Annotated in this window: 19 protein-coding genes; 13 read left to right on the forward strand and 6 right to left on the reverse strand. The window is 65.7% G+C overall.

Annotated elements, in window-relative coordinates; translation table 11 throughout:
- The first annotated feature begins 177 nt into the window (after positions 1–177).
- The 5 genes from ASE30_RS01975 (at position 178) to ASE30_RS01995 (ending at position 5014) form a co-directional block, all read left to right on the forward strand.
- Positions 178–1323 carry a branched-chain amino acid ABC transporter substrate-binding protein gene (locus ASE30_RS01975; protein ID WP_057282572.1) on the forward strand — a complete coding sequence of 382 codons (1146 nt, stop codon included), beginning with the start codon at positions 178–180 and terminating at the stop codon, positions 1321–1323.
- Positions 1324–1552: 229 nt separating this feature from the next.
- Positions 1553–2404, forward strand: a complete 852-nt coding sequence (locus ASE30_RS01980; protein ID WP_369819294.1) for a branched-chain amino acid ABC transporter permease — start codon at positions 1553–1555, stop codon at positions 2402–2404.
- A complete protein-coding gene (locus ASE30_RS01985; protein WP_057282574.1) occupies positions 2401–3489 on the forward strand; it encodes an ABC transporter ATP-binding protein in 1089 nt (362 codons plus the stop codon). The genes ASE30_RS01980 and ASE30_RS01985 overlap by 4 nt, the downstream gene beginning before the upstream one ends.
- Entirely contained in the window at positions 3486–4289 is an 804-nt protein-coding gene (locus ASE30_RS01990; protein WP_057282575.1) for an ABC transporter ATP-binding protein, read from the forward strand. The genes ASE30_RS01985 and ASE30_RS01990 overlap by 4 nt, the downstream gene beginning before the upstream one ends.
- Entirely contained in the window at positions 4286–5014 is a 729-nt protein-coding gene (locus tag ASE30_RS01995; RefSeq protein ID WP_057282576.1) for an ABC transporter ATP-binding protein, read from the forward strand. The genes ASE30_RS01990 and ASE30_RS01995 overlap by 4 nt, the downstream gene beginning before the upstream one ends.
- A 48-nt stretch (positions 5015–5062) precedes the next feature.
- Here ASE30_RS01995 and ASE30_RS02000 read toward each other — a convergent pair whose 3' ends face one another.
- The 3 genes from ASE30_RS02000 to ASE30_RS02010 are packed head-to-tail and all read right to left on the reverse strand — an operon-like array spanning position 5063 to position 8207.
- Positions 5063–6346 carry a CaiB/BaiF CoA-transferase family protein gene (locus ASE30_RS02000; protein ID WP_057282577.1) on the reverse strand — a complete coding sequence of 428 codons (1284 nt, stop codon included), beginning with the start codon at positions 6344–6346 and terminating at the stop codon, positions 5063–5065.
- A gap of 20 nt (positions 6347–6366) precedes the next feature.
- Positions 6367–7167, reverse strand: coding sequence for an enoyl-CoA hydratase/isomerase family protein (locus ASE30_RS02005; protein WP_057282578.1), 801 nt, complete (start codon positions 7165–7167; stop codon positions 6367–6369).
- A 44-nt stretch (positions 7168–7211) separates the two neighbouring features.
- The gene (locus tag ASE30_RS02010) at positions 7212–8207 is read right to left on the reverse strand and encodes a tripartite tricarboxylate transporter substrate binding protein (protein WP_057282579.1); all 996 of its coding nucleotides are present in this window, start codon (positions 8205–8207) and stop codon (positions 7212–7214) included.
- 127 nt (positions 8208–8334) lie between these two features.
- Here ASE30_RS02010 and ASE30_RS02015 point away from each other — a divergent pair, with 127 nt between their 5' ends.
- Positions 8335–9042, forward strand: coding sequence for a GntR family transcriptional regulator (locus tag ASE30_RS02015; RefSeq protein ID WP_057282580.1), 708 nt, complete (start codon positions 8335–8337; stop codon positions 9040–9042).
- Between the two features lie 76 nt (positions 9043–9118).
- Here the strand turns inward: ASE30_RS02015 and ASE30_RS02020 are convergent, their stop codons facing one another.
- Entirely contained in the window at positions 9119–10402 is a 1284-nt protein-coding gene (locus tag ASE30_RS02020) for an MFS transporter (RefSeq protein WP_057282581.1), read from the reverse strand.
- Positions 10403–10534: 132 nt separating this feature from the next.
- Between ASE30_RS02020 and ASE30_RS02025 the strand changes: the two genes are divergently transcribed.
- Both ASE30_RS02025 and ASE30_RS02030 read left to right on the forward strand, forming a co-directional pair.
- A complete protein-coding gene (locus tag ASE30_RS02025; protein ID WP_057282582.1) occupies positions 10535–11146 on the forward strand; it encodes a TetR/AcrR family transcriptional regulator in 612 nt (203 codons plus the stop codon).
- Positions 11147–11327: 181 nt separating this feature from the next.
- Positions 11328–11549, forward strand: a complete 222-nt coding sequence (locus ASE30_RS02030; protein WP_057282583.1) for a hypothetical protein — start codon at positions 11328–11330, stop codon at positions 11547–11549.
- An 82-nt stretch (positions 11550–11631) separates the two neighbouring features.
- On the opposite strand, the gene ASE30_RS02035 is transcribed toward ASE30_RS02030, so the two are convergent.
- Positions 11632–12921, reverse strand: coding sequence for an Nramp family divalent metal transporter (locus ASE30_RS02035; RefSeq protein WP_057282584.1), 1290 nt, complete (start codon positions 12919–12921; stop codon positions 11632–11634).
- A 132-nt stretch (positions 12922–13053) separates the two neighbouring features.
- Positions 13054–13479, reverse strand: coding sequence for an OsmC family protein (locus ASE30_RS02040; RefSeq protein ID WP_057282585.1), 426 nt, complete (start codon positions 13477–13479; stop codon positions 13054–13056).
- A 305-nt stretch (positions 13480–13784) separates the two neighbouring features.
- Here ASE30_RS02040 and ASE30_RS02045 point away from each other — a divergent pair, with 305 nt between their 5' ends.
- The 5 genes from ASE30_RS02045 (at position 13785) to ehuA (ending at position 18129) form a co-directional block, all read left to right on the forward strand.
- The gene (locus ASE30_RS02045; protein WP_057282586.1) at positions 13785–14939 is read left to right on the forward strand and encodes an ABC transporter substrate-binding protein; all 1155 of its coding nucleotides are present in this window, start codon (positions 13785–13787) and stop codon (positions 14937–14939) included.
- 177 nt (positions 14940–15116) lie between these two features.
- Positions 15117–16031, forward strand: coding sequence for an ectoine/hydroxyectoine ABC transporter substrate-binding protein EhuB (gene ehuB, locus ASE30_RS02050; RefSeq protein ID WP_057282587.1), 915 nt, complete (start codon positions 15117–15119; stop codon positions 16029–16031).
- Positions 16032–16040: 9 nt separating this feature from the next.
- Positions 16041–16694, forward strand: coding sequence for an ectoine/hydroxyectoine ABC transporter permease subunit EhuC (gene ehuC, locus ASE30_RS02055; RefSeq protein ID WP_057282588.1), 654 nt, complete (start codon positions 16041–16043; stop codon positions 16692–16694).
- Entirely contained in the window at positions 16691–17362 is a 672-nt protein-coding gene (ehuD, locus tag ASE30_RS02060; RefSeq protein WP_057282589.1) for an ectoine/hydroxyectoine ABC transporter permease subunit EhuD, read from the forward strand. The genes ehuC and ehuD overlap by 4 nt, the downstream gene beginning before the upstream one ends.
- Positions 17359–18129 (forward strand): ectoine/hydroxyectoine ABC transporter ATP-binding protein EhuA, encoded by a 771-nt coding sequence (gene ehuA, locus ASE30_RS02065; protein ID WP_057282590.1) that lies wholly within the window; start codon positions 17359–17361, stop codon positions 18127–18129. The genes ehuD and ehuA overlap by 4 nt, the downstream gene beginning before the upstream one ends.
- The last annotated feature ends 4 nt before the right edge of the window (positions 18130–18133 follow it).

Raw genomic sequence — 18133 nt, forward strand, 5'->3', positions numbered from 1 at the left:
GGAAGGAAAATCCGGTCGCACCTCTAGTTTGGCTGTCGCAACCCGGCATTCAGACTTTGCAGAAAATGCATGCGCGGGACCCGTCAACCATCGGGCCCGCGGTAGTAAAAAACAAAGCCTGGCTAAAAAAGCTCAGGTATAACAAGACCTTAAGTCCGACATCCCGGAGGATACCCCATGAAGTTGCACACCACTTTGAAGCTTGCCGCCGCCGCCGTCGCCGCCGCGGGCATGACCGCCGCCGCTCAGGCCGCGGACATCAAATTCGGCTTTGCCGCGCCGCTTACCGGTCCGCAATCGCACTATGGCGAGGACATGCAGAACGGCCTGAACCTGGCCCTGGAAGAAGCCAACAAGAAGGGCATCAAGGTTGACGGCCAGCCCGCCAAGTTCGTGCTGGTGTCGCGTGATGACCAGGCCGACCCGCGCGTCGGCGTGCAGGTCGCCCAGCAATTGGTCGACCAGGAAGTGGTCGGCATCCTGGGGCACTTCAATTCGGGCACGACGATCCCCGCGTCGCGCGTCTACCATGAAGCCGGTCTGCCGCAGATCGCCATGGCCACGTCGCCGGAGTACACCAAGCAAGGCTACGAAACGACCTTCCGCATGATGACCAGCGACACCCAACAGGGCGCCGCCGTCGGCAAGTTCATGGTGGAAAACCTGAAGGCCAAGAAGGTCGCGATCATCGATGACCGCACCGCCTACGGCCAGGGCCTGGCCGACGAGGTCGAGAAGGCGGTCAAGGCCGCGGGCGGCCAGATCGTGCGCCGCGAGTACACGACCGACAAGGCCAACGACTTCACCGCCATCCTGACCAACATCAAGGGTTCCGCGCCCGACGCCATCTTCTACGGCGGCCTGGACGCGCAGTCGGGCCCGATGAAGCGCCAGTTGGCCACGCTGGGCCTGAAGGCACCGCTGGTGTCGGGTGAAATGACCCGCAGCGACACCTTCATCAAGCTGGCCGGCGATGCCGCCGACGGCACCTACGCTTCGCTGGCAGGCGTGCCGCTGGACAAGATGGCCGCGGGCAAGGACTTCGAGCAGCGCTATCAGGCCCGCTTCAAGAAGGCTCCCGGCGTGTATGCGCCGTACGCCTACGACGGCGCGTGGAACATGATCGCGGCCATCGAGCAGGCCGGTTCGGCCAAGCCCGAAAAATACCTGCCGGCGCTGGCCAAGCTGAACCGCAAGGGCGCCACCAGCGAACACATTTCGTACGACGACAAGGGCGACCTGAAGGAAATCTCGGTCACCATCTACGAAGTCAAGAACGGCAAGTGGGAAATGGTTGAAACGATGGTCAGCCAAGCCAACTAAGGCGGCTTGAACGAGGGCGGATCCCGGCTGCGCCAGGGTCCGCCCGCTCTCCGCCAAGCGCCGTCCGGCGCCGCGGCGCGCTACGCCAGGCCGGGCCCTCGGGCCCCGGCCGCGTCAGACGCGATTTTTCCAGGCTTATTCAGCGGCCCCTATGGATATCTTCATTCAACAACTGATTAACGGCGTCACGCTAGGCAGCGTGTACGCCCTGGTCGCCCTTGGCTACACCATGGTGTACGGCATCATCGGGCTGATCAACTTCGCGCATGGCGACGTCGTCATGATCGGCGCGATGGCGGCCACGACGGTCGCCATCTCCCTGGTCGGCGGCGACCCCGGCACCTCGGCCTTTGTCGTACTGGGCGTGGGCCTGCTGGTCTCCGTGCCCCTTTGCATGGCGGTGGGCTGGACGGCCGAACGCGTGGCCTACCGGCCGCTGCGGCGCGCGCCGCGCCTGGCGGCGCTGATCACGGCCATCGGCGTGTCCATCATCCTGCAGAACGTGGCCATGATGGGCTGGGGCCGCAATTATCTGAACTTCCCGCAGGTGCTGTCGCCGCAGGTGTTCGAATTCGCCGGCGCCCGCATGAGCACGTTGCAGATCGCCATCGTGGTGATCGCGGCGCTGATCATGGGCGGCCTCTTGGCCGTGGTGCACAAGACCCGGCTGGGCACGGCGATGCGCGCCACCGCGCAGAACCGCGAAGTGGCGGGCCTGATGGGCGTGAACATCAACACGGTCATTTCGGCCGCGTTCCTGATCGGCTCGGCGCTGGCCGCCGTGGCGGGCATGATGGTCGCGACCTATTACGGCGTGTCGCAGTACACCATGGGTTTCATGCTGGGCCTGAAGGCCTTCACCGCGGCGGTGCTGGGCGGCATCGGCAACCTGGTGGGCGCGATGGCCGGCGGCCTGCTGCTGGGCATCATCGAGTCCCTGGGCGCGGGCTATATCGGCGACCTGACGGGCGGCTTCCTGGGCAGCCACTACCAGGACGTGTTCGCGTTCTTCGTGCTGGTGCTGGTGCTGATCTTCCGTCCGTCGGGCCTGCTGGGCGAACGCGTGGGAGATCGCGCATGACCGGACACCTCAAAAACAGCGGCCTCTCGGCCCGCACCCTGATCGGCATTGCGCTGATCGGCATCGTGCTGGCGGTGCTGCCCTTCGTGATCGGCATGGCCGGCCAGAGCTGGGTGCGCATCCTGAATTTCGCGTTGCTCTATGTGATGCTGTCGCTGGGCCTGAACATCGTGGTGGGCTTTGCCGGCCTGCTGGACCTGGGCTATATCGCGTTCTATGCCGTGGGCGCCTATACCTGGGCGCTGCTGGCCTCGCCGCATTTCGGCCTGCATCTGCCGTTCTGGGCGATCCTGCCGATCGCGCTGGCGGTGGCCTGCCTGTTCGGCGTGCTGCTGGGCGCGCCGACGTTGAAACTGCGGGGCGACTATCTGGCCATCGTGACCCTGGGGTTCGGGGAAATCATCCGCATCTTCCTGAACAATCTGAACGCGCCCATCAACATCACCAACGGGCCGCAGGGCATCAACCGCATCGACACCTTCAAGGTGGGCGAGTTCGCTTTCGGACGCACGGAAAGCCTGCTGGGCATCCGCTTCACGGGTCCGGAAAAGTACTACTACCTGCTGCTCGCGCTGACGCTGATCATCATCCTGGTCTGCGTGCGTCTGCAGAATTCCCGCATCGGCCGCGCCTGGGAAGCCATCCGCGAGGACGAGATCGCCGCCAAGGCGATGGGCATCAACACGCGCAACATCAAGCTGCTGGCGTTCGCCATGGGCGCATCCTTTGGTGGCGTGGCGGGAGCCTTGTTCGCATCCATGCAGGGCTTCGTCAGCCCCGAGAGCTTCTCGCTGATGGAGTCGATCTCCATCCTGTGCATGGTGGTGCTGGGCGGCATGGGCCATATCCCGGGCGTGATCCTCGGCGCGTTGATCCTGGCGGCGCTGCCCGAATTCCTGCGCGCGGTGGTCGAACCGTTCCAGCACATGGTGTTTGGCGCCGTGATCCTGGATCCGGAAGGCATCCGCATGCTGCTGTTCGGCCTGGCCATGGTGAGCGTCATGCTGTTCCGGCCGGCGGGCCTGTGGCCGTCGGCGGTGCGCAAGCGCGAGCTGGCGACCAAGACCCAGGGAGGCGCGGCATGAGCAAACTGCTGCAAGCCCAGGGCCTGGGCAAGCGCTTCGGCGGCCTGCAGGCCTTGTCCGATGTCAGCTTCGACATCGAGCAGGGCGAGATCTACGGCCTGATCGGTCCGAACGGCGCGGGCAAGACGACGCTGTTCAACGTGCTGACCGGCCTCTACATTCCGGAAGAAGGAACCTGCACCTTCGACGGCGTTTCCATGACCGGCAAGAAACCGCATGAAGTGGCCTACGCCGGCCTGGCGCGCACCTTCCAGAACATCCGCCTGTTCGCCAATCTGAGCGCCATCGAGAACGTGATGATCGGGCGTCACATGCGCACCAAGGCGGGCGTGCTTGGGGCGGTGCTGCGCACCCGGGGCACGCGTGCCGAAGAGGCCGCCATCGAGGCGCGGGCGCAGGAGCTGCTGGACTACGTCGGCATCGGCCATCGCGCCAATGATGTCGCGCGTTCGCTGCCTTATGGCGACCAGCGGCGCCTGGAGATCGCGCGCGCGCTGGCGACCGATCCCAAGCTGTTGGCGCTGGACGAACCCGCCGCCGGCATGAACGCATCGGAAACGGTGGTGCTGCGCAAACTGGTCGAGAAAATCCGCGCCGACGGCGTGACCGTGCTGCTGATCGAGCACGACATGAAGCTCGTCATGGGCTTGTGCGACCGCGTGCTGGTGCTGGAATACGGGAAGGTGCTGTCCATGGGCAAGCCTGCCCAGGTGCAGCGCGATCCCAAAGTCATCGAAGCGTATCTGGGCGCCGGGGCAGCCCAGGATCCGTTGATACACAATGAGGGCCAGGCAACATGACGGCATCCCAACCCCTATTGGAGCTGCGTGGCCTCCAGGTGTCTTATGGCGGCATCCGCGCGGTGCGCGGCACCGACTTGCGCGTGGACGATGGCGAACTGGTCTGCCTGATCGGCGCGAACGGCGCGGGCAAGAGCACGACCCTGCGCGCCATCTGCGGCCTGGTTCCCCTGGCGGGCGGCGAGATCGTCTACGCGGGGCAATCGATCGGCGGCCAGAAGTCGCACGAACTCGTCCGCAAGGGCCTGGTCATGGTGCCCGAAGGCCGCGGCATCTTCGGCCAGCTCACCATCGAGGAAAACCTCGCGATGGGCGGCTATATCCGCCGCGACGCGGCGCAGATCCGCCAGGATACCGACCGCGTCTTCACCTTGTTCCCGCGTCTGGCCGAACGCCGCAAGCAGGCGGCCGGCACGCTGTCGGGCGGCGAGCAGCAGATGGTGGCCATGGGCCGCGCCATGATCGCGCGTCCCAGGCTGCTGCTGCTGGACGAGCCGTCGATGGGTCTCGCGCCCCTGATGGTGGAGAAGGTCTTCGAGGTCGTGCGCACCATCGCCAGCGAAGGCGTGACCATCCTGCTGATCGAGCAGAATGCGCGCCTGGCGCTGGAAAACAGCCATCGCGGCTATGTGATGGAATCGGGCGAGATCACCTTGTCCGGTCCGGCGCGCGAGATGCTGCACGATCCCAAGGTGCGCGCGGCGTACCTGGGAGAGACCGAGTAGCGGCGCGCGGGATGCAAGGCGCGCCAGCGCGCCTTGCATCCGTTTGCGCTAGGCTTCCTGGCGCTCGCGTTCGTGTTCGCGGCCCACGGCCGCAACCACGCCCGCGCGGATCAACGCGTCGATCTCGGTTTCCCCGTAGCCGAATTCTCCCAGGATCGCGATGGAGTCCTCGCCCAGGCGGGGCGCCGCGCGGTGGTACTGCGCGGGCGTTGCCGACAGTTTCACGGGCATGCCTACCGTGCGCACCTTGCCCGCCACCGGATGGTCCTGCTCCACCACCATGCCGCGCGCCAGCGTCTGCGGATGCGACAGCGCCTGCGCAACCGAATGCACCGGGCCGGCGGGCACGCCCGCCGCATCGAAGACGTCCAGCCACTCCTGCGCGCCGCGCGTCTTGAGGATCGCGGAGATCTCCGCCACCAGTTCATCCCGGTTCTGCATGCGGTCTCGATTGCGCGCGAAGCGCGGGTCTTCGGTCCATTCCGGCTTGCCCAGCGCTTGCGCGATGCGCTGCCAGTTCTTCTCGTTCGCGCCGCCGATGATGATCCAGTCCGTGCCGGTGGGGAATGCCTGGTAGGGGGCGCTCAGGACATGGGCGGATCCGGTGGGGCCGGGGGACACGCCACTGCCGAAGTAGATCGCGGCGTGCCAGTACAACTGCTGCAGGCTGGCCTCGAGCAGCGAGGTCTCGACGATCTGGCCCTCGCCGGTGCGCTGCTTGTGTTGATACGCCGCCAGCACGCCGAAGGCCGCGAGCAGGCCCGCATTGATGTCCGCCACGGAATTTCCCGTGCGCAACGGCGGTCCGCCAGGCTCTCCGGTAATGGCCATCAGACCCGAGAAGCCCTGCGCCACCAGGTCGAAGCCGCCCTTGTCGGCGTACGGGCCGGTGGTGCCATACCCCGAGACGGCGCAGTAGATCAGGCCAGGGTTTTCCTGGCGCAGCGTGTCGTAGCCCAGGCCGAGCTTTTCCATCGTGCCTTTGCGGAAGTTCTCGGTGACGACGTCGGCGTCGCGGATCATGCGCAGCAGGACCTTCTTGCCTTCGGGATGCTTCAGGTCCAGCGCGATGGCGCGCTTGTTGCGGTTGAGCATGAGGTAGGGCGCCGAGATGCCATTGATCTGCGGATCGCGGTACTGACGCGAATCGTCGCCGCCATCGATCTTTTCGACCTTGATCACGTCGGCGCCCAGATCGGCGAGCATCATGCCGCAGGTGGGGCCGGCCATGATCTGCGAGAGCTCGATCACGCGCATGCCGGCGAGCGCGCCCGCGGGCGCGTCGGATCGGTTGGAGGCCGGGCGGCCGGTGCCGTGGGTATCGTTATGCATGCAAGTTCCTTGATCTGCGTTCAGCGGCCGCTGAATTGCGGCTTGGCCTTGGCCAGGAAAGCGCGGTAGCCGCTGCGGAAGTCCTCGGTGTCGAAGCAGTCGAAGGCTTCATCGCGGTCGGCATCGGTCAGCGCCTTGCCTTGCACCAGGTTGCGCACGAACTTCTTGTGCCAGCGCGCCACCAGGGGCGCTCCGTCGGCGATGCGGCGCGCGGCGGCCCGGGCCTGCTCCGCGACCTGATCGTCCGGCACCACGCGCGTGACCACGCCCAGGCGCAGCGCCTCGGCAGCGTCGAATATCGTCCCTTCCAGCAGCACTTGCAGCGCGGTGGTCGGGCCGACCAGGCGCACCAGCGGCGCCAGTTCGGAATACGACATCACCAGTCCCAGGTTCTTGATGGGAACGCCGAACCTGGCGCTTTCGCCGCAGATGCGCAGATCGGCCAGGCTGGCGATCTCCAGTCCGCCGCCCACGCAGATGCCGTGTATCTGCGCCACCACGGGGTGGCGGCAGTTGCCGATGGCCTCGATCGTGCGGCGCATGACCGCGCCGTACTCCACCGCCTGCCGTTTGTTGCTGCGCGCGGTTTCGAATTCGCTGATGTCGTTGCCGGGTGAGAACGCCTTTTCACCGGCGCCCCGCAGCAGCACGCAGCGCACGCCATCGTCGCGGTCCAGTTCCAGGAAGGTGTCACCGAGCAGGCGCCAGCCGTCGATGGTGAAGGCGTTGAGTTTTTCCGGCCGGTTCAGCACCACGGTCGCGATGTCGCCGTCGCGCTGCAGCAGGATGGGCGAAGACTCGGTGGTAGAGGTAGCGCTCATGGTGTTCCTTTTTCAGAAGCGGGGGGACGGCCCCCCGCTGGGGATTACTGCTTGGTCAGGCCGAGGCTGGCGGTGAGCTTGCCGTACTTGGCCCATTCGTCCCGCACGTAGGCGGCGAACGCCGCCGGCGTCTGCGGCCCGCCGCCCAGGTCCATGCCCTGGTCGGCCAGCTTGGCGGCGACCTCGGGGTCGGCGAGGGTCTGGGCCAGCGCCTGGTCAAGCTTGTCCATCACCGGGCGCGGCAATTTGGCGGGGCCCAGCACGGCATACCACTGCACGACGTCCAGGCCCTTGATGCCGGATTCGGCCAGGGTGGGCACGTCCGGCAGCCGTTTGCTGCGTTCGGCGCTGGTCACCGCCAGCGGACGCAGCTTGCCTGCCTGGATCTGGTTGATGGCGCCGGGCAGGGTGTCGAAGTTCATGTCCACGCTGCCGCCCAGCAGGTCGGTCATGGCCTGGCCGCTGCCCTTGTAGGGCACGTGCTCCATGGAGACGCCGGCGATCTGCGAAAAGCGCGCCGCGCTCAGATGCTGCGGGCTGCCCATGCCGGACGAGGCATACAGCAGTTGCTTCGGCTTGGCGCGGGCGTCGTCCACCAGGTTCTGGACGGTGGTGTAGGCGTGCTTGGCGGGATTCACGACCAGCACGTTGGGCACCGAACCGATATAGCGCACCGCCGTGAAGTCCTTGATGGGATCGATGTTCGATTGCACGACGTAGGGCGCGGCGACCGTGGACTGCATGTTGGCCAGCAGCAGCGTGTAGCCGTCCGGATCGGCCTTGGCCACGTAGTCGGCGGCGATCAGCCCGGATGCGCCCGGCTTGTTTTCGACCACGATCTGCTGGCCCAGCAAGGTGGACAGCCGCGCGGAGAGGATGCGGGCCGATACGTCGGTGCCGCCGCCCGGCACGAAGCCGACGACCAGGCGGATGGGGCGTTCCGGCCACTTTGCCGGGTCCTGCGCCAGAACGGGGCCGGCGGCGGCCAGGCCGGCGGTCAACGCCAGCGTGACCGCCACGGCGCGAACTTGCTTGTGCATAGGAGTCTCCTTGGTGGATTAGGCCTGCCCAGGTGTGGCTTGCTTTATGATTGGGTCAGGTTGGTATTCCATTGGTGTTTGGTATACCAGATACAAAAATAGTCGATGTTGCGAGTGTGAACAACCCATGGCTAACCCTGAAAGCCTGCTTCCGAATGAGTCCGTCCCCGATTTGGCCATCCACCATCCCACCCTTCCGGCCGTCGTGGCGGAGCGGTTGCGGCAACTGATCATCGACGGCACGCTCAAGCCGGGCACCTGGCTGAACGAGCGCGACCTGTGCGACCAATTGAAGATTTCGCGCACGCCGCTGCGCGAGGCCTACCGGATGCTGGCCTCGGACGGGCTGGTGGCGCTGCAGCCCAAGCGGGGGGCGATGGTGATCGAGCTGTCGGCGGACGACATCGAGAATATTTTCGACGTGCTGTCCGTGCTGGAAGGATTGGCGGTGCGCAGCGCCGCCGAGCGCGCCTCGGACGCGGAGCTCGCCCAGGTGGCGCGCCTGCATGCGCAGATGCTTGAAAACTACGAGAAGCGGGATATCCGCGCGTACTTTGCGGCCAGTATGGGGACGCACATAGCGATCAACCGCGCCGCGCACAATCCGGCGCTGACGCAATCCTATGACCGGCTGAATCTGCAGGTCCAGGCCCTGCGCTACAAGTCCAATTTCGACCACGACGAATGGACCACGGCGGTCGCCGACCACGAGGCTTTCGTGCAGGCGTTGATGGCGCGCGACGGCGAACGCGCCGAAGCGCTGATCCGCAAGCACGTCGGCGGCAAAAAGGCCTACAACCTGCGCGGCCGCCCGGGCGCTTCGGCGAAAGCCTGAGCACGCGCGGTCCGCCCTGTGCCGCCGCGGGCGGTTCCGGAGCGCATGGCGGCTTTGCCCCCATGCGCCGCGCCGTTCAGGCCGGCTGCGCCACGACGCGCTTCCTGCCTATCATCAGTGCCAGGACGGCCGCGATGAGGCCGGTCGCGCCGGAGATCACAAAGGCCATCAGGTAGCTGCCTTGCGAGTCGCGCAACGCGCCGGCCATCCAGGCGGCGCTGGCGGCCCCCAGTTGATGGCCCGCGACGATCCATCCGAAGACGATGGGGGCATCGCGTTCGCCAAAGGCTTCCGTGGTCAGGCGCAAGGTGGGCGGCACGGTGGCGATCCAGTCCAGGCCGAAGAAGATCGCGAAGATCGACAGGCTGTAGAAAGAGAAATCGGAATAGGGCAGGTACATCAGCGACAGGCCCCGCAACGCGTAGTAGACGAAGAGCAGCTTGCGCGGATCGTAGCGGTCGGTAAGCCATCCCGATGCCGTGGTGCCGATCAGGTCGAAAATGCCCATCATCGCGAGCAGGCCCGCGGCTTGCACTTCGGGCATGCCATGGTCGCCGCAGAGCGCGATCAGGTGCGTGCCGACCAAGCCGTTGGTGGTAAAGCCGCACACGAAGAACGTGGCGAACAGATACCAGAACGTGCGGGTCCTGGCGGCGCGGGACAGCGCGCCGAAGGTGGCGGCCAGCATGCCGGTGCGGGGCGCGCTGGGCGCGGGCGCGGCGTGGGGGTCGCTGCCGAAGGGTACGAGGCCTACGCTGGATGGGCGGTCCGGCACCAGCCACCACGCCAACGGCACCAGCGCGGCCGCGGCGCCCGCCACCGTCCAGACCACGCGTGTCCAGTCGCCCGACGAGGCCAACGCGGCCAGCACGGGCAGGAACACCAGCGTGCCGGTGGCTGCGCTGGCGGTCAACAGACCCATCATCAGGCCGCGATGCTTGACGAACCAGCGGTTAACGACGGTGGCGCCCATCACGATCGCGACCGCGCCCGAGCCGATGCCCGAGAACACGCCCCAGGTCATGAGCAGTTGCCAGGGTTCGGTCATGAACGCGCTGACGGCGCTGGACGCGGCCATCAGCAGCAGGGCGCAGATCAGGACGCGGCGCAGGCCGAAGCGCTCCATGGCCGCGGCGGCGAACGGGCCGACCAGCCCGTACAGGAAGATGCCCAGGGCGGCCGCGAACGAAATCGAACTTCGGCTCCAGCCGAATGCCTCTTCCAGTGGCACCAGCAGTACGCTGGGAGAAGACCGGAGCCCGGCCGCGACCAGCAAGGAAAGGAAGATGACGGCCACGACGACGAACGCGTACTTCTGCCCGGCGCGGCGGAACGGAAAGGGAGGTTGGGCTATACTCATGTTACTGACCGGTACGTATTGAGGTTTGCGAATAGTACGTACCGGTCAGTAACATCGTCAAGCGGTTTTTTGACGATTCTGTTTTCAGGAGGGCCGCCTCATTCGGGCCGTCCTGCGGAAAAGGAGTTCAGCATGGCCACCAAGATTCCCTTGTCTTCCTCTGCCAAGCCCGCGGCCAAGCCGCCGCTGGCGGCCGAGCGCATACGCAAGACGGCGCGTGAAATGTTCTACCGCGATGGCATACGCGCGGTGGGCGTGGACGCGATCGTCACCCAGGCCGGGGTCACCAAGCCCAGCCTGTACCGCAGCTTTTCGTCCAAGGACGAACTGGCGGCGACCTACCTGCGCGACTACGACGCCGAATTCTGGGCCCGCTTCGATGCCGCCTGCGCCGCGCACCCGGGCGATCCCCGCGGGCAATTGCTGGACTACTTGTCGGGCCTGGGCAGCCGAGCCGTGCAAAACGGATACCGAGGCTGCGGCCTGACGAACGCGGCCGTGGAATATCCCGAAGCGGGCCACCCCGCGCGGGTGGTCGCGGTTGCGCACAAGCAGGAACTGCGCCGCCGCCTGAATGCGATGGCGGCCGAAATGGGCGCCAGCGACCCGGAGGCCTTGGCCGACGGGCTGCTCTTGCTGATCGAAGGCGCTTTCGTTTCCAGCCAGCTTTTTGGGGCGGGCGGACCGGCTGGCAGGGTGGCCGACATGGCCGAAAAGTTGATCCGGATCCATCTTGCCGGCTGAATGGGCTAGGGCGTTGCACAACACTGGTGCGTAAATGGGGGCAGCGTGCACCGTAATGGTGGTGTTTGTACCCATTGCACAACGAACAAAAAAATGTTTGTAGTTTTTATTGCGACGCAGCAAACGCGGGTCTAACATGAAGTCGTGTTGTTCCACATCGCCCTTTCTCAAGGAGAGAACCATGAGCGATACCGCGTTGAAAAATGCCCGTATGTCGGATGCGCTGGAGCGGTCCCTGATCCGCGAGGCCATCAAGGCGGAAACCCTGTCCGGTCCTGCGGTCCGTTCGAGCTGGCTGCGCCTGAAACTGCGCTTGGCAGCGCTGGGCGGGGCAGTGGGCGAAGTCCTGCATGACATGGACGCGGGCCGGCAGCAGCACCCGGTGGTCTCCGCCCACCACTAAGCTCATCCAAGAGCCACAAAAAAACGCCAGCATCCGCTGGCGTTTTTTTTGCCCGTTCGGAACGGGCTAGCCGCGCGTTTGTTCAGGCGACCATGTCCACCAGCAGATAGCCGTCCAGCACAATGATGCTTACGGTGGCGGCAACGGCGGCCCAGGCCCAGGCGCCCCGCAGCACATATTGACCCATCAGGCTCTTGCGGCAGGCCAGCACGACCAGCGGACCCAGGGCGAAGGGCAGCGCCAGGCTAAGGATGACCTGGCTCAGCACCAGCAGTTCGTCCGGTTCCTGGCCGCCGGTGAACGCCAGCAGTCCCACCGCCGCCGCGCCCGCCACCAGGCGCGTCATCAGCGCGCGGCGGCGGTCCGACCAGTCGCTGCGGACCTGGAAGCCCCGCGACAGGATGCGGCCGGCCAGCACGCCGGTGATGGTCGAGCTTTGCCCGGCGGCATAAAGCGCCACGGCGAACACGATGGCCGCGCCGACGCCCAGCGTGTGGCCGATCACCGCATGGGCATCGTCCAGGCTGGAGACGGCGATGCCGGAACCGGACAGGGACGCGGCCGCCACGATCATGATGGCTGAATTGATCAGCATGGCGACGCCCAGGGACACGATGGTGTCGTTGCGCGCCACGCGCATGGCCATGCCGCGCGCTTCGGCCGGAAGTTCTTGCGCGCGCTGCGCCAGGGAGCCGGAATGCAAATACAGGTTATGCGGCATGAGGGTTGCGCCCAGGATGCCCAGCGCGATCAGGAAGCCCTGCGGGTCGCGCAATGCCTGGCCGGTCTCGGTGACCCCATGCGCCACCTCGGTCCAGCCCGGGTTGGCCTTGAACAGCAGGAACACGAACGACAGTGCCACCACTGACAGCAGTCCGGCGATCACGCATTCGTGGTGGTCGGCGTTGCCGCGGGTCAGCGCCAGCACGGCGAAAGTGCCGATGCCCGTGACGGCGACGCCCGCGATCAGCGGCAGGCCGAAAAGCAGCCGCAATGCGATCGCGCCGCCGATCAGTTCCGCAAGCGCGGTGGCCAGGATAGCGGCTTCGCCGGCCAGCCAGGCGGCCTTCGACAGGCGGGGCGAGAGGTGGCGAGCGGTCAGCGTGGCCAGGTCCTGTCCGGTGGCCAGTGCCAGGCGCGAGACCAGGACCTGGAACCCCAGCGCCAGGAACGCGGACGCGATGACCACCATGAGCAGTCCATAGCCGAAGCCGCTGCCGCCGGCGATGTCCGTGGCCCAGTTGCCCGGATCGATATAGCCCACGGCGACCAGAAGGCCGGATCCGACCATTCGGCGCAGGTTCGCCGACACCCGGGCGTCTTGCGCCAGGGCGGCGTGGCCGCCCGAAATCGCGTAGATGAAACCGGTCATGGGATGCTCCTGAGAATGGTTCTCATTTTCTAGAAGCAGCGCCGAACCGTCAAATTGATTTTGCCCAAGGGACGGATAGGAGGGCCCAATGATCCGGCCCCGTCAGGGGCGGAGCATCGGGCCTGGCGGCCATCAGGACTTCAGCTTGGCGTCCATGGAAATCTTGGCGTTGAGCACCTTGGACACGGGGCAGCCCTTTTCCGCCTTGCGCGCGGCTTCCTCGAAGGCCTGCGCGGAGGCGCCCGGGATGACCGCTTCCACGGTCAGATGGACGGCGGTAATGGAAAAGCCGTCGTCGACCTTGTCGAGCGTGACTTCCGCTTTGGTGTCCAGGCTCTGCGCCACCATGCCGGATTCGGACAGGATGTTCGACAGCGCCATGGTGAAGCAGCCGGCGTGCGCCGCGCCCAGCAGTTCCTCGGGATTGGTGCCGGGGGTGTCGCCGAAGCGGGTGTTGAAGCCGTAAGGCTGGCTCTTGAGCGCGCCGCTTTGCGTGGAAATCGTGCCCTTGCCAGTCTTCAGATCGCCCGACCAGGCGGCGGTTGCGGTTTTCTTCATACGTGACTCCTGTGAGGGACGCGGCCATGCGCGGCGCGTCCGGGGTAGGGGAGCGCGTGCGCCGGTGAAGGCGGCGCGCTTTGCCTCAGGCGGCATCGTCGATGATACGGTGCGCCCGGGGGGCTCGCATGGAATCGGCCGTTCGCAACGGCAAGCCGATGTAACGGTAGGGCGGCTGGACGGCAGGAGGGAGCGGCCCCGGACGCCAACGGACCCGGTGGCCGGGGAAACCGGCGTCCCGCATCAGGCAAAATAGCGGCATCCCCTCAACCGCATCCCCTCAACACTTTCCCGAGAGCCGTCTCATGTCCCGCATTCTTGCCCGCTACGCCTGCGCCGTCGCGCTGGCCGTTCCCGTCCTGTCCGCCCAAGCCGAAATCGTGATCGGCGTGGACGTGTCCACGACGGGTCCCGCAGCCGCCATCGGCATCCAGACCAATAATGCGATCCGCCTGTGGCCGAACACGCTGGGCGGCGAGCCCGCGCGTTACGTGGTTCTGGATGACGGCACGGATGTGAGCCGCGCGGTGAAGAACATGCGCAAACTGACCTCTGAAGACAAGGTCGATGCCATCGTGGGGCCCAACATCACCGCCGCCGCCTTGGCCGGGCTGGACGTGCTGGCCGAAACCAAGACCCCGATGATCGCCCTGGCGGCGTCCAGCGTCATTGTCGAGCCGCTGTCCGATCCCAAGCGCGCGTGGGCGTTCAAGATGCCGCAGAACGATTCGCTGATGGCCACCGTCCTGGTCGAGGACATGAAGAAAAAAGGCTTGAAGAACGTGGCGTTCATCGGCTTTGCCGATTCGTACGGCGATAGCTGGTGGAAGGAGTTCTCGGCCGCGGCCGGGTCCGACTTGAAAATCGTGGCGCAGGAACGCTTTCAGCGCACCGACGCGTCGGTGGTGGGGCAGGTGCTGAAGGTCATCGCCGCCAAGCCGGACGCTGTGCTGGTGGCCGGCTCTGGCACGCCTGCCGCCTTGCCGCAGAAGACGCTTTTGGAGCGCGGCTATACCGGCGCCATCTACCAGACCCATGGCATCGGCACGCTGGAGTTTCTGCAAGTGGGCGGCAAGGACGTGGAAGGGACCTTGTTCCCCACCGGCCCTGGCGTGGTGGCGCGTGAATTGCCTGATTCCAATCCGGTCAAGAAGGTCGCCGTGGAATTTGCCGACAAATACGAACATCAGTACGGCGCCAATACCCTGACGCAGTTCGCCGGGGACGCCTATGGCGCCTGGATGCTGCTGGATTCGGCCGTGGCGCGGGCGTTGAAGACGGGCGCCAAGCCGGGCACGCCGGAGTTCCGCCTGGCGCTGCGCGATGCGCTGGAGAACACGCGCGACCTGATCGTGCCCAACGGCGTGCTGAATATCTCGAAGGACAATCACCAGGGATTCGACGAGCGGGCCCGGGTGATGGGCACCGTCAAGAATGGGCGGTTTTCCTATGCCCAGTGATGGCAGTCGAACCCAGATGCGTTTTGTAACGTGTCTTAACGCTTCATAGGGCAACGGATCCCAAAAGCAGGCTTAGGCCTGCTTTTTCATGCCTATATCATTCGTGGTGAAATCATTTAATAGCGTATTATTTTTAGTGAAGCCATGCACCTAGAAATAAATACGGGAGAAAAATTCATGACCTTGCTTCGATCGAGCCGACTGCTGCTGGCGTTGAGCCTGGGCATCCTGGCCGCCTGCTCCGATTCGGGCGCCGACAAGCCGGCGCCGGTGGCGGGCGGGGCGCCGGCCGCCACCGGCAGCACCCTGGAAGCGGCCAAGGCCGCCGGCAAGATACGCGTCGGCTACGCGAATGAAGCGCCGTTCGCCTATATGGACAGCAAGGAAGCCAAGGTGACGGGCGAATCCGTGGAGATCGCCCGCGTCGTGCTCAAGCGCATGGGTATCAATGAGGTGGAAGGCGTGCTGACCGAGTTCGGTTCGCTGATCCCCGGCCTGGCCGCGAAGCGTTTCGACATCATTGCCGCCGGCATGTATGTCACGCCGGAACGCTGCCAGCAGGTGGCTTTCTCGGACCCGACCTATGGCGTGGGCGAGGCCTTCCTGGTCAAACAAGGCAATCCGAAAAAGCTGCATGGCTATGAAGACGTGGCCAAGAATCCCGACGCCAAGCTGGGTGTGGTGGTGGGCGCCATCCAGGGCGACTATGCCGAAAAAGTGAAGATCCCTTCCGGCCAGGTCGTGGTGTTTCCGGACGCCGTCAGCGCCTTGTCCGGCGTGCAGGCCGGACGCGCCGACGCCTATGCCGCCACCGCGCTCACCATCAACGACCTGATGGGCAAGACGCAAGAGGGCAGCGGCCTGGAGAAGGCCGAGCCCTTCGCGGATCCGCTGATCGACGGCAAGGGCGTGCGCGGCTACGGCGCCTATGCGTTCCGGACCGACGACAGGGCCTTCGCCGACGCCTTCAATGCGGAGCTGGCCAAGTTCATCGGCACCGACGAACACAAGAAGCTCGTGGAACCCTTTGGCTTCACCGAGCAGGAGCTGCCCAAGGGCGCGACCGCGGCCAAGCTCTGCGCCGGACAGTAAGGGGCGCCGATGCAGTTGATTTCAGAGCATATCGCGGAGCTCGTCCCGCCCCTGCTCGAGGGGCTGGCCGTCACGCTTCAAATCATGGCGGGGGCGGTGGTGCTGGCAGTGCCATTGGCGCTGGCGTCCGGCATCGGCCGCCTGTCGGTCTTGCGGCCGGTGCGGTGGCTGGCATCGGTCTATGTCGAGGTCTTTCGGGGCACGTCGGCGCTGGTGCAGCTTTTCTGGTTCTACTTCGTGTTGCCCTTGTTCGGCGTGCAACTGCCGGCCATGCTGGTGGGTATCGTCGTGCTGGCGCTGAACGCCGGCGCGTATGGCGCGGAAGTGGTGCGTGGCGCCATCCGCGCGGTGCCGCCCGGCCAGCGCGAGGCGGGCGTGGCGCTGAACCTGTCACGCGGGCAGATCATGCGCCGCATCGTGTTGCCGCAGGCGGTGCCGGCCATGCTGCCGCCCGCCGGCAACCTGCTGATCGAACTGCTCAAGAACACGGCGCTGGTGTCGCTGATCACCATCACTGACCTGACGTTCCGCGGCCAGCTATTGCGCAGCGAAACCCTGCGCACCACCGAGATCTTCACCCTGATGCTGCTGATGTACTTCGCGGTGGCCTTGCTGATCACGGCAGGCGTGCGCCTGCTCGAGCGGAGGGTCCGAGTCCGATGACACCGATTTTCGACTGGTCCTTCGCGCTGGAAATCCTGCCCACGCTGGGTTCGGCGCTGGTCATCACGATCCAGGCCACGCTGCTGGGGATGCTGGTGGCGGTCACGCTGGGCCTGGTGCTTGCGATGCTGCGCCGTTCCCGCCTGCGCATCGTGTCCTTGCCCACGGCGTTCGTGATCGAATTCGTGCGCAGCACGCCGCTGCTGGTGCAGATGTACTTCCTGTTCTACGTGCTGCCCTTGACGGGGGCGCAGATGTCCCCGCTCACGACCGGCATCGTGGCGCTTGGCCTGCATTACGCCACCTATTGCGCCGAGGTATATCGGGCCGGCATCGAAGCCGTGCCGCGTGGGCAATGGGAAGCCGCCACGGCCTTGAACATGTCGCGCTGGCGCACAACTATTGGCGTGGTGCTGCCGCAAGCGATCCCGCCCGTGGTGCCGGCGCTGGGCAACTATCTGGTGGCGATGTTCAAGGACACGCCACTGCTGTCGGCGATCACCGTGGTGGAACTGCTGCAGCAAAGCAAGATGATCGGATCCTCGACGTTCCGGTACACCGAACCCCTGACCCTGGTGGGCGTGCTGTTCCTGGCGCTCAGCCTGGTGGCGGCGTGGGGCGTGCGCGGCCTGGAGGCCCGCCTGCAACGATATGGAGGAAAGCGATGAGCGCCAGCGTAAACATCAAGAATCTGCACAAGCGCTACGGAGAGCTGGAGGTGCTGCGCGGCATCAACCTGGAAATTCCGGCCGGGCAGACCGTGGCCGTGATCGGCCCATCGGGTTCGGGCAAGTCCACCTTGCTGCGCGTGCTGATGACGCTGGACCGGCCCAGCAGCGGCGACATCGAGATCGACGGGCAATCGATGTGGACGGATGCGAGCGGACGCCCGGCGGGCGCCAATTCCGAACACCTGCGCAAGGTGCGCGGCAAGATCGGCATGGTCTTCCAGCACTTCAACCTGTTCCCGCACATGACGGCGTTGGGCAACGCCATGGAAGCGCCGCTGCATGTGCTGGGCATGTCCCGCGATCAGGCGCGCGAGCGCGCCGTGGAGTATCTGGACATGGTCGGGCTGGGCGACAAGCTGGATGTCTATCCCGGACAGTTGTCGGGGGGGCAGAAGCAGCGCGTGGGGATCGCGCGCGCGCTGGCGATGTGCCCGGAGATCATGCTGTTCGACGAAGTGACGTCCGCGCTGGATCCGGAGCTGGTGGGTGGCATCCTGCAGATTCTGCGGGACCTGTCGGCCCGCCGCAGCATGACGATGATCATCGTCACCCATCAAATGAAATTCGCGGAACGCAGTTCGGACCGCACGTTGTTCTTCGATCAAGGCAATATCGTCGAAGACGCGGAATCCCCGGTGCTGTTCAGCCAACCCAAAGAGGCGCGTACGCGCCAGTTCCTGGACTCGGTGATCGAAGGGCAATAGGCGG

It is taken from the genome of Achromobacter sp. Root83, assembly GCF_001428845.1.
Taxonomy (GTDB): Bacteria; Pseudomonadota; Gammaproteobacteria; order Burkholderiales; family Burkholderiaceae_B; genus Achromobacter.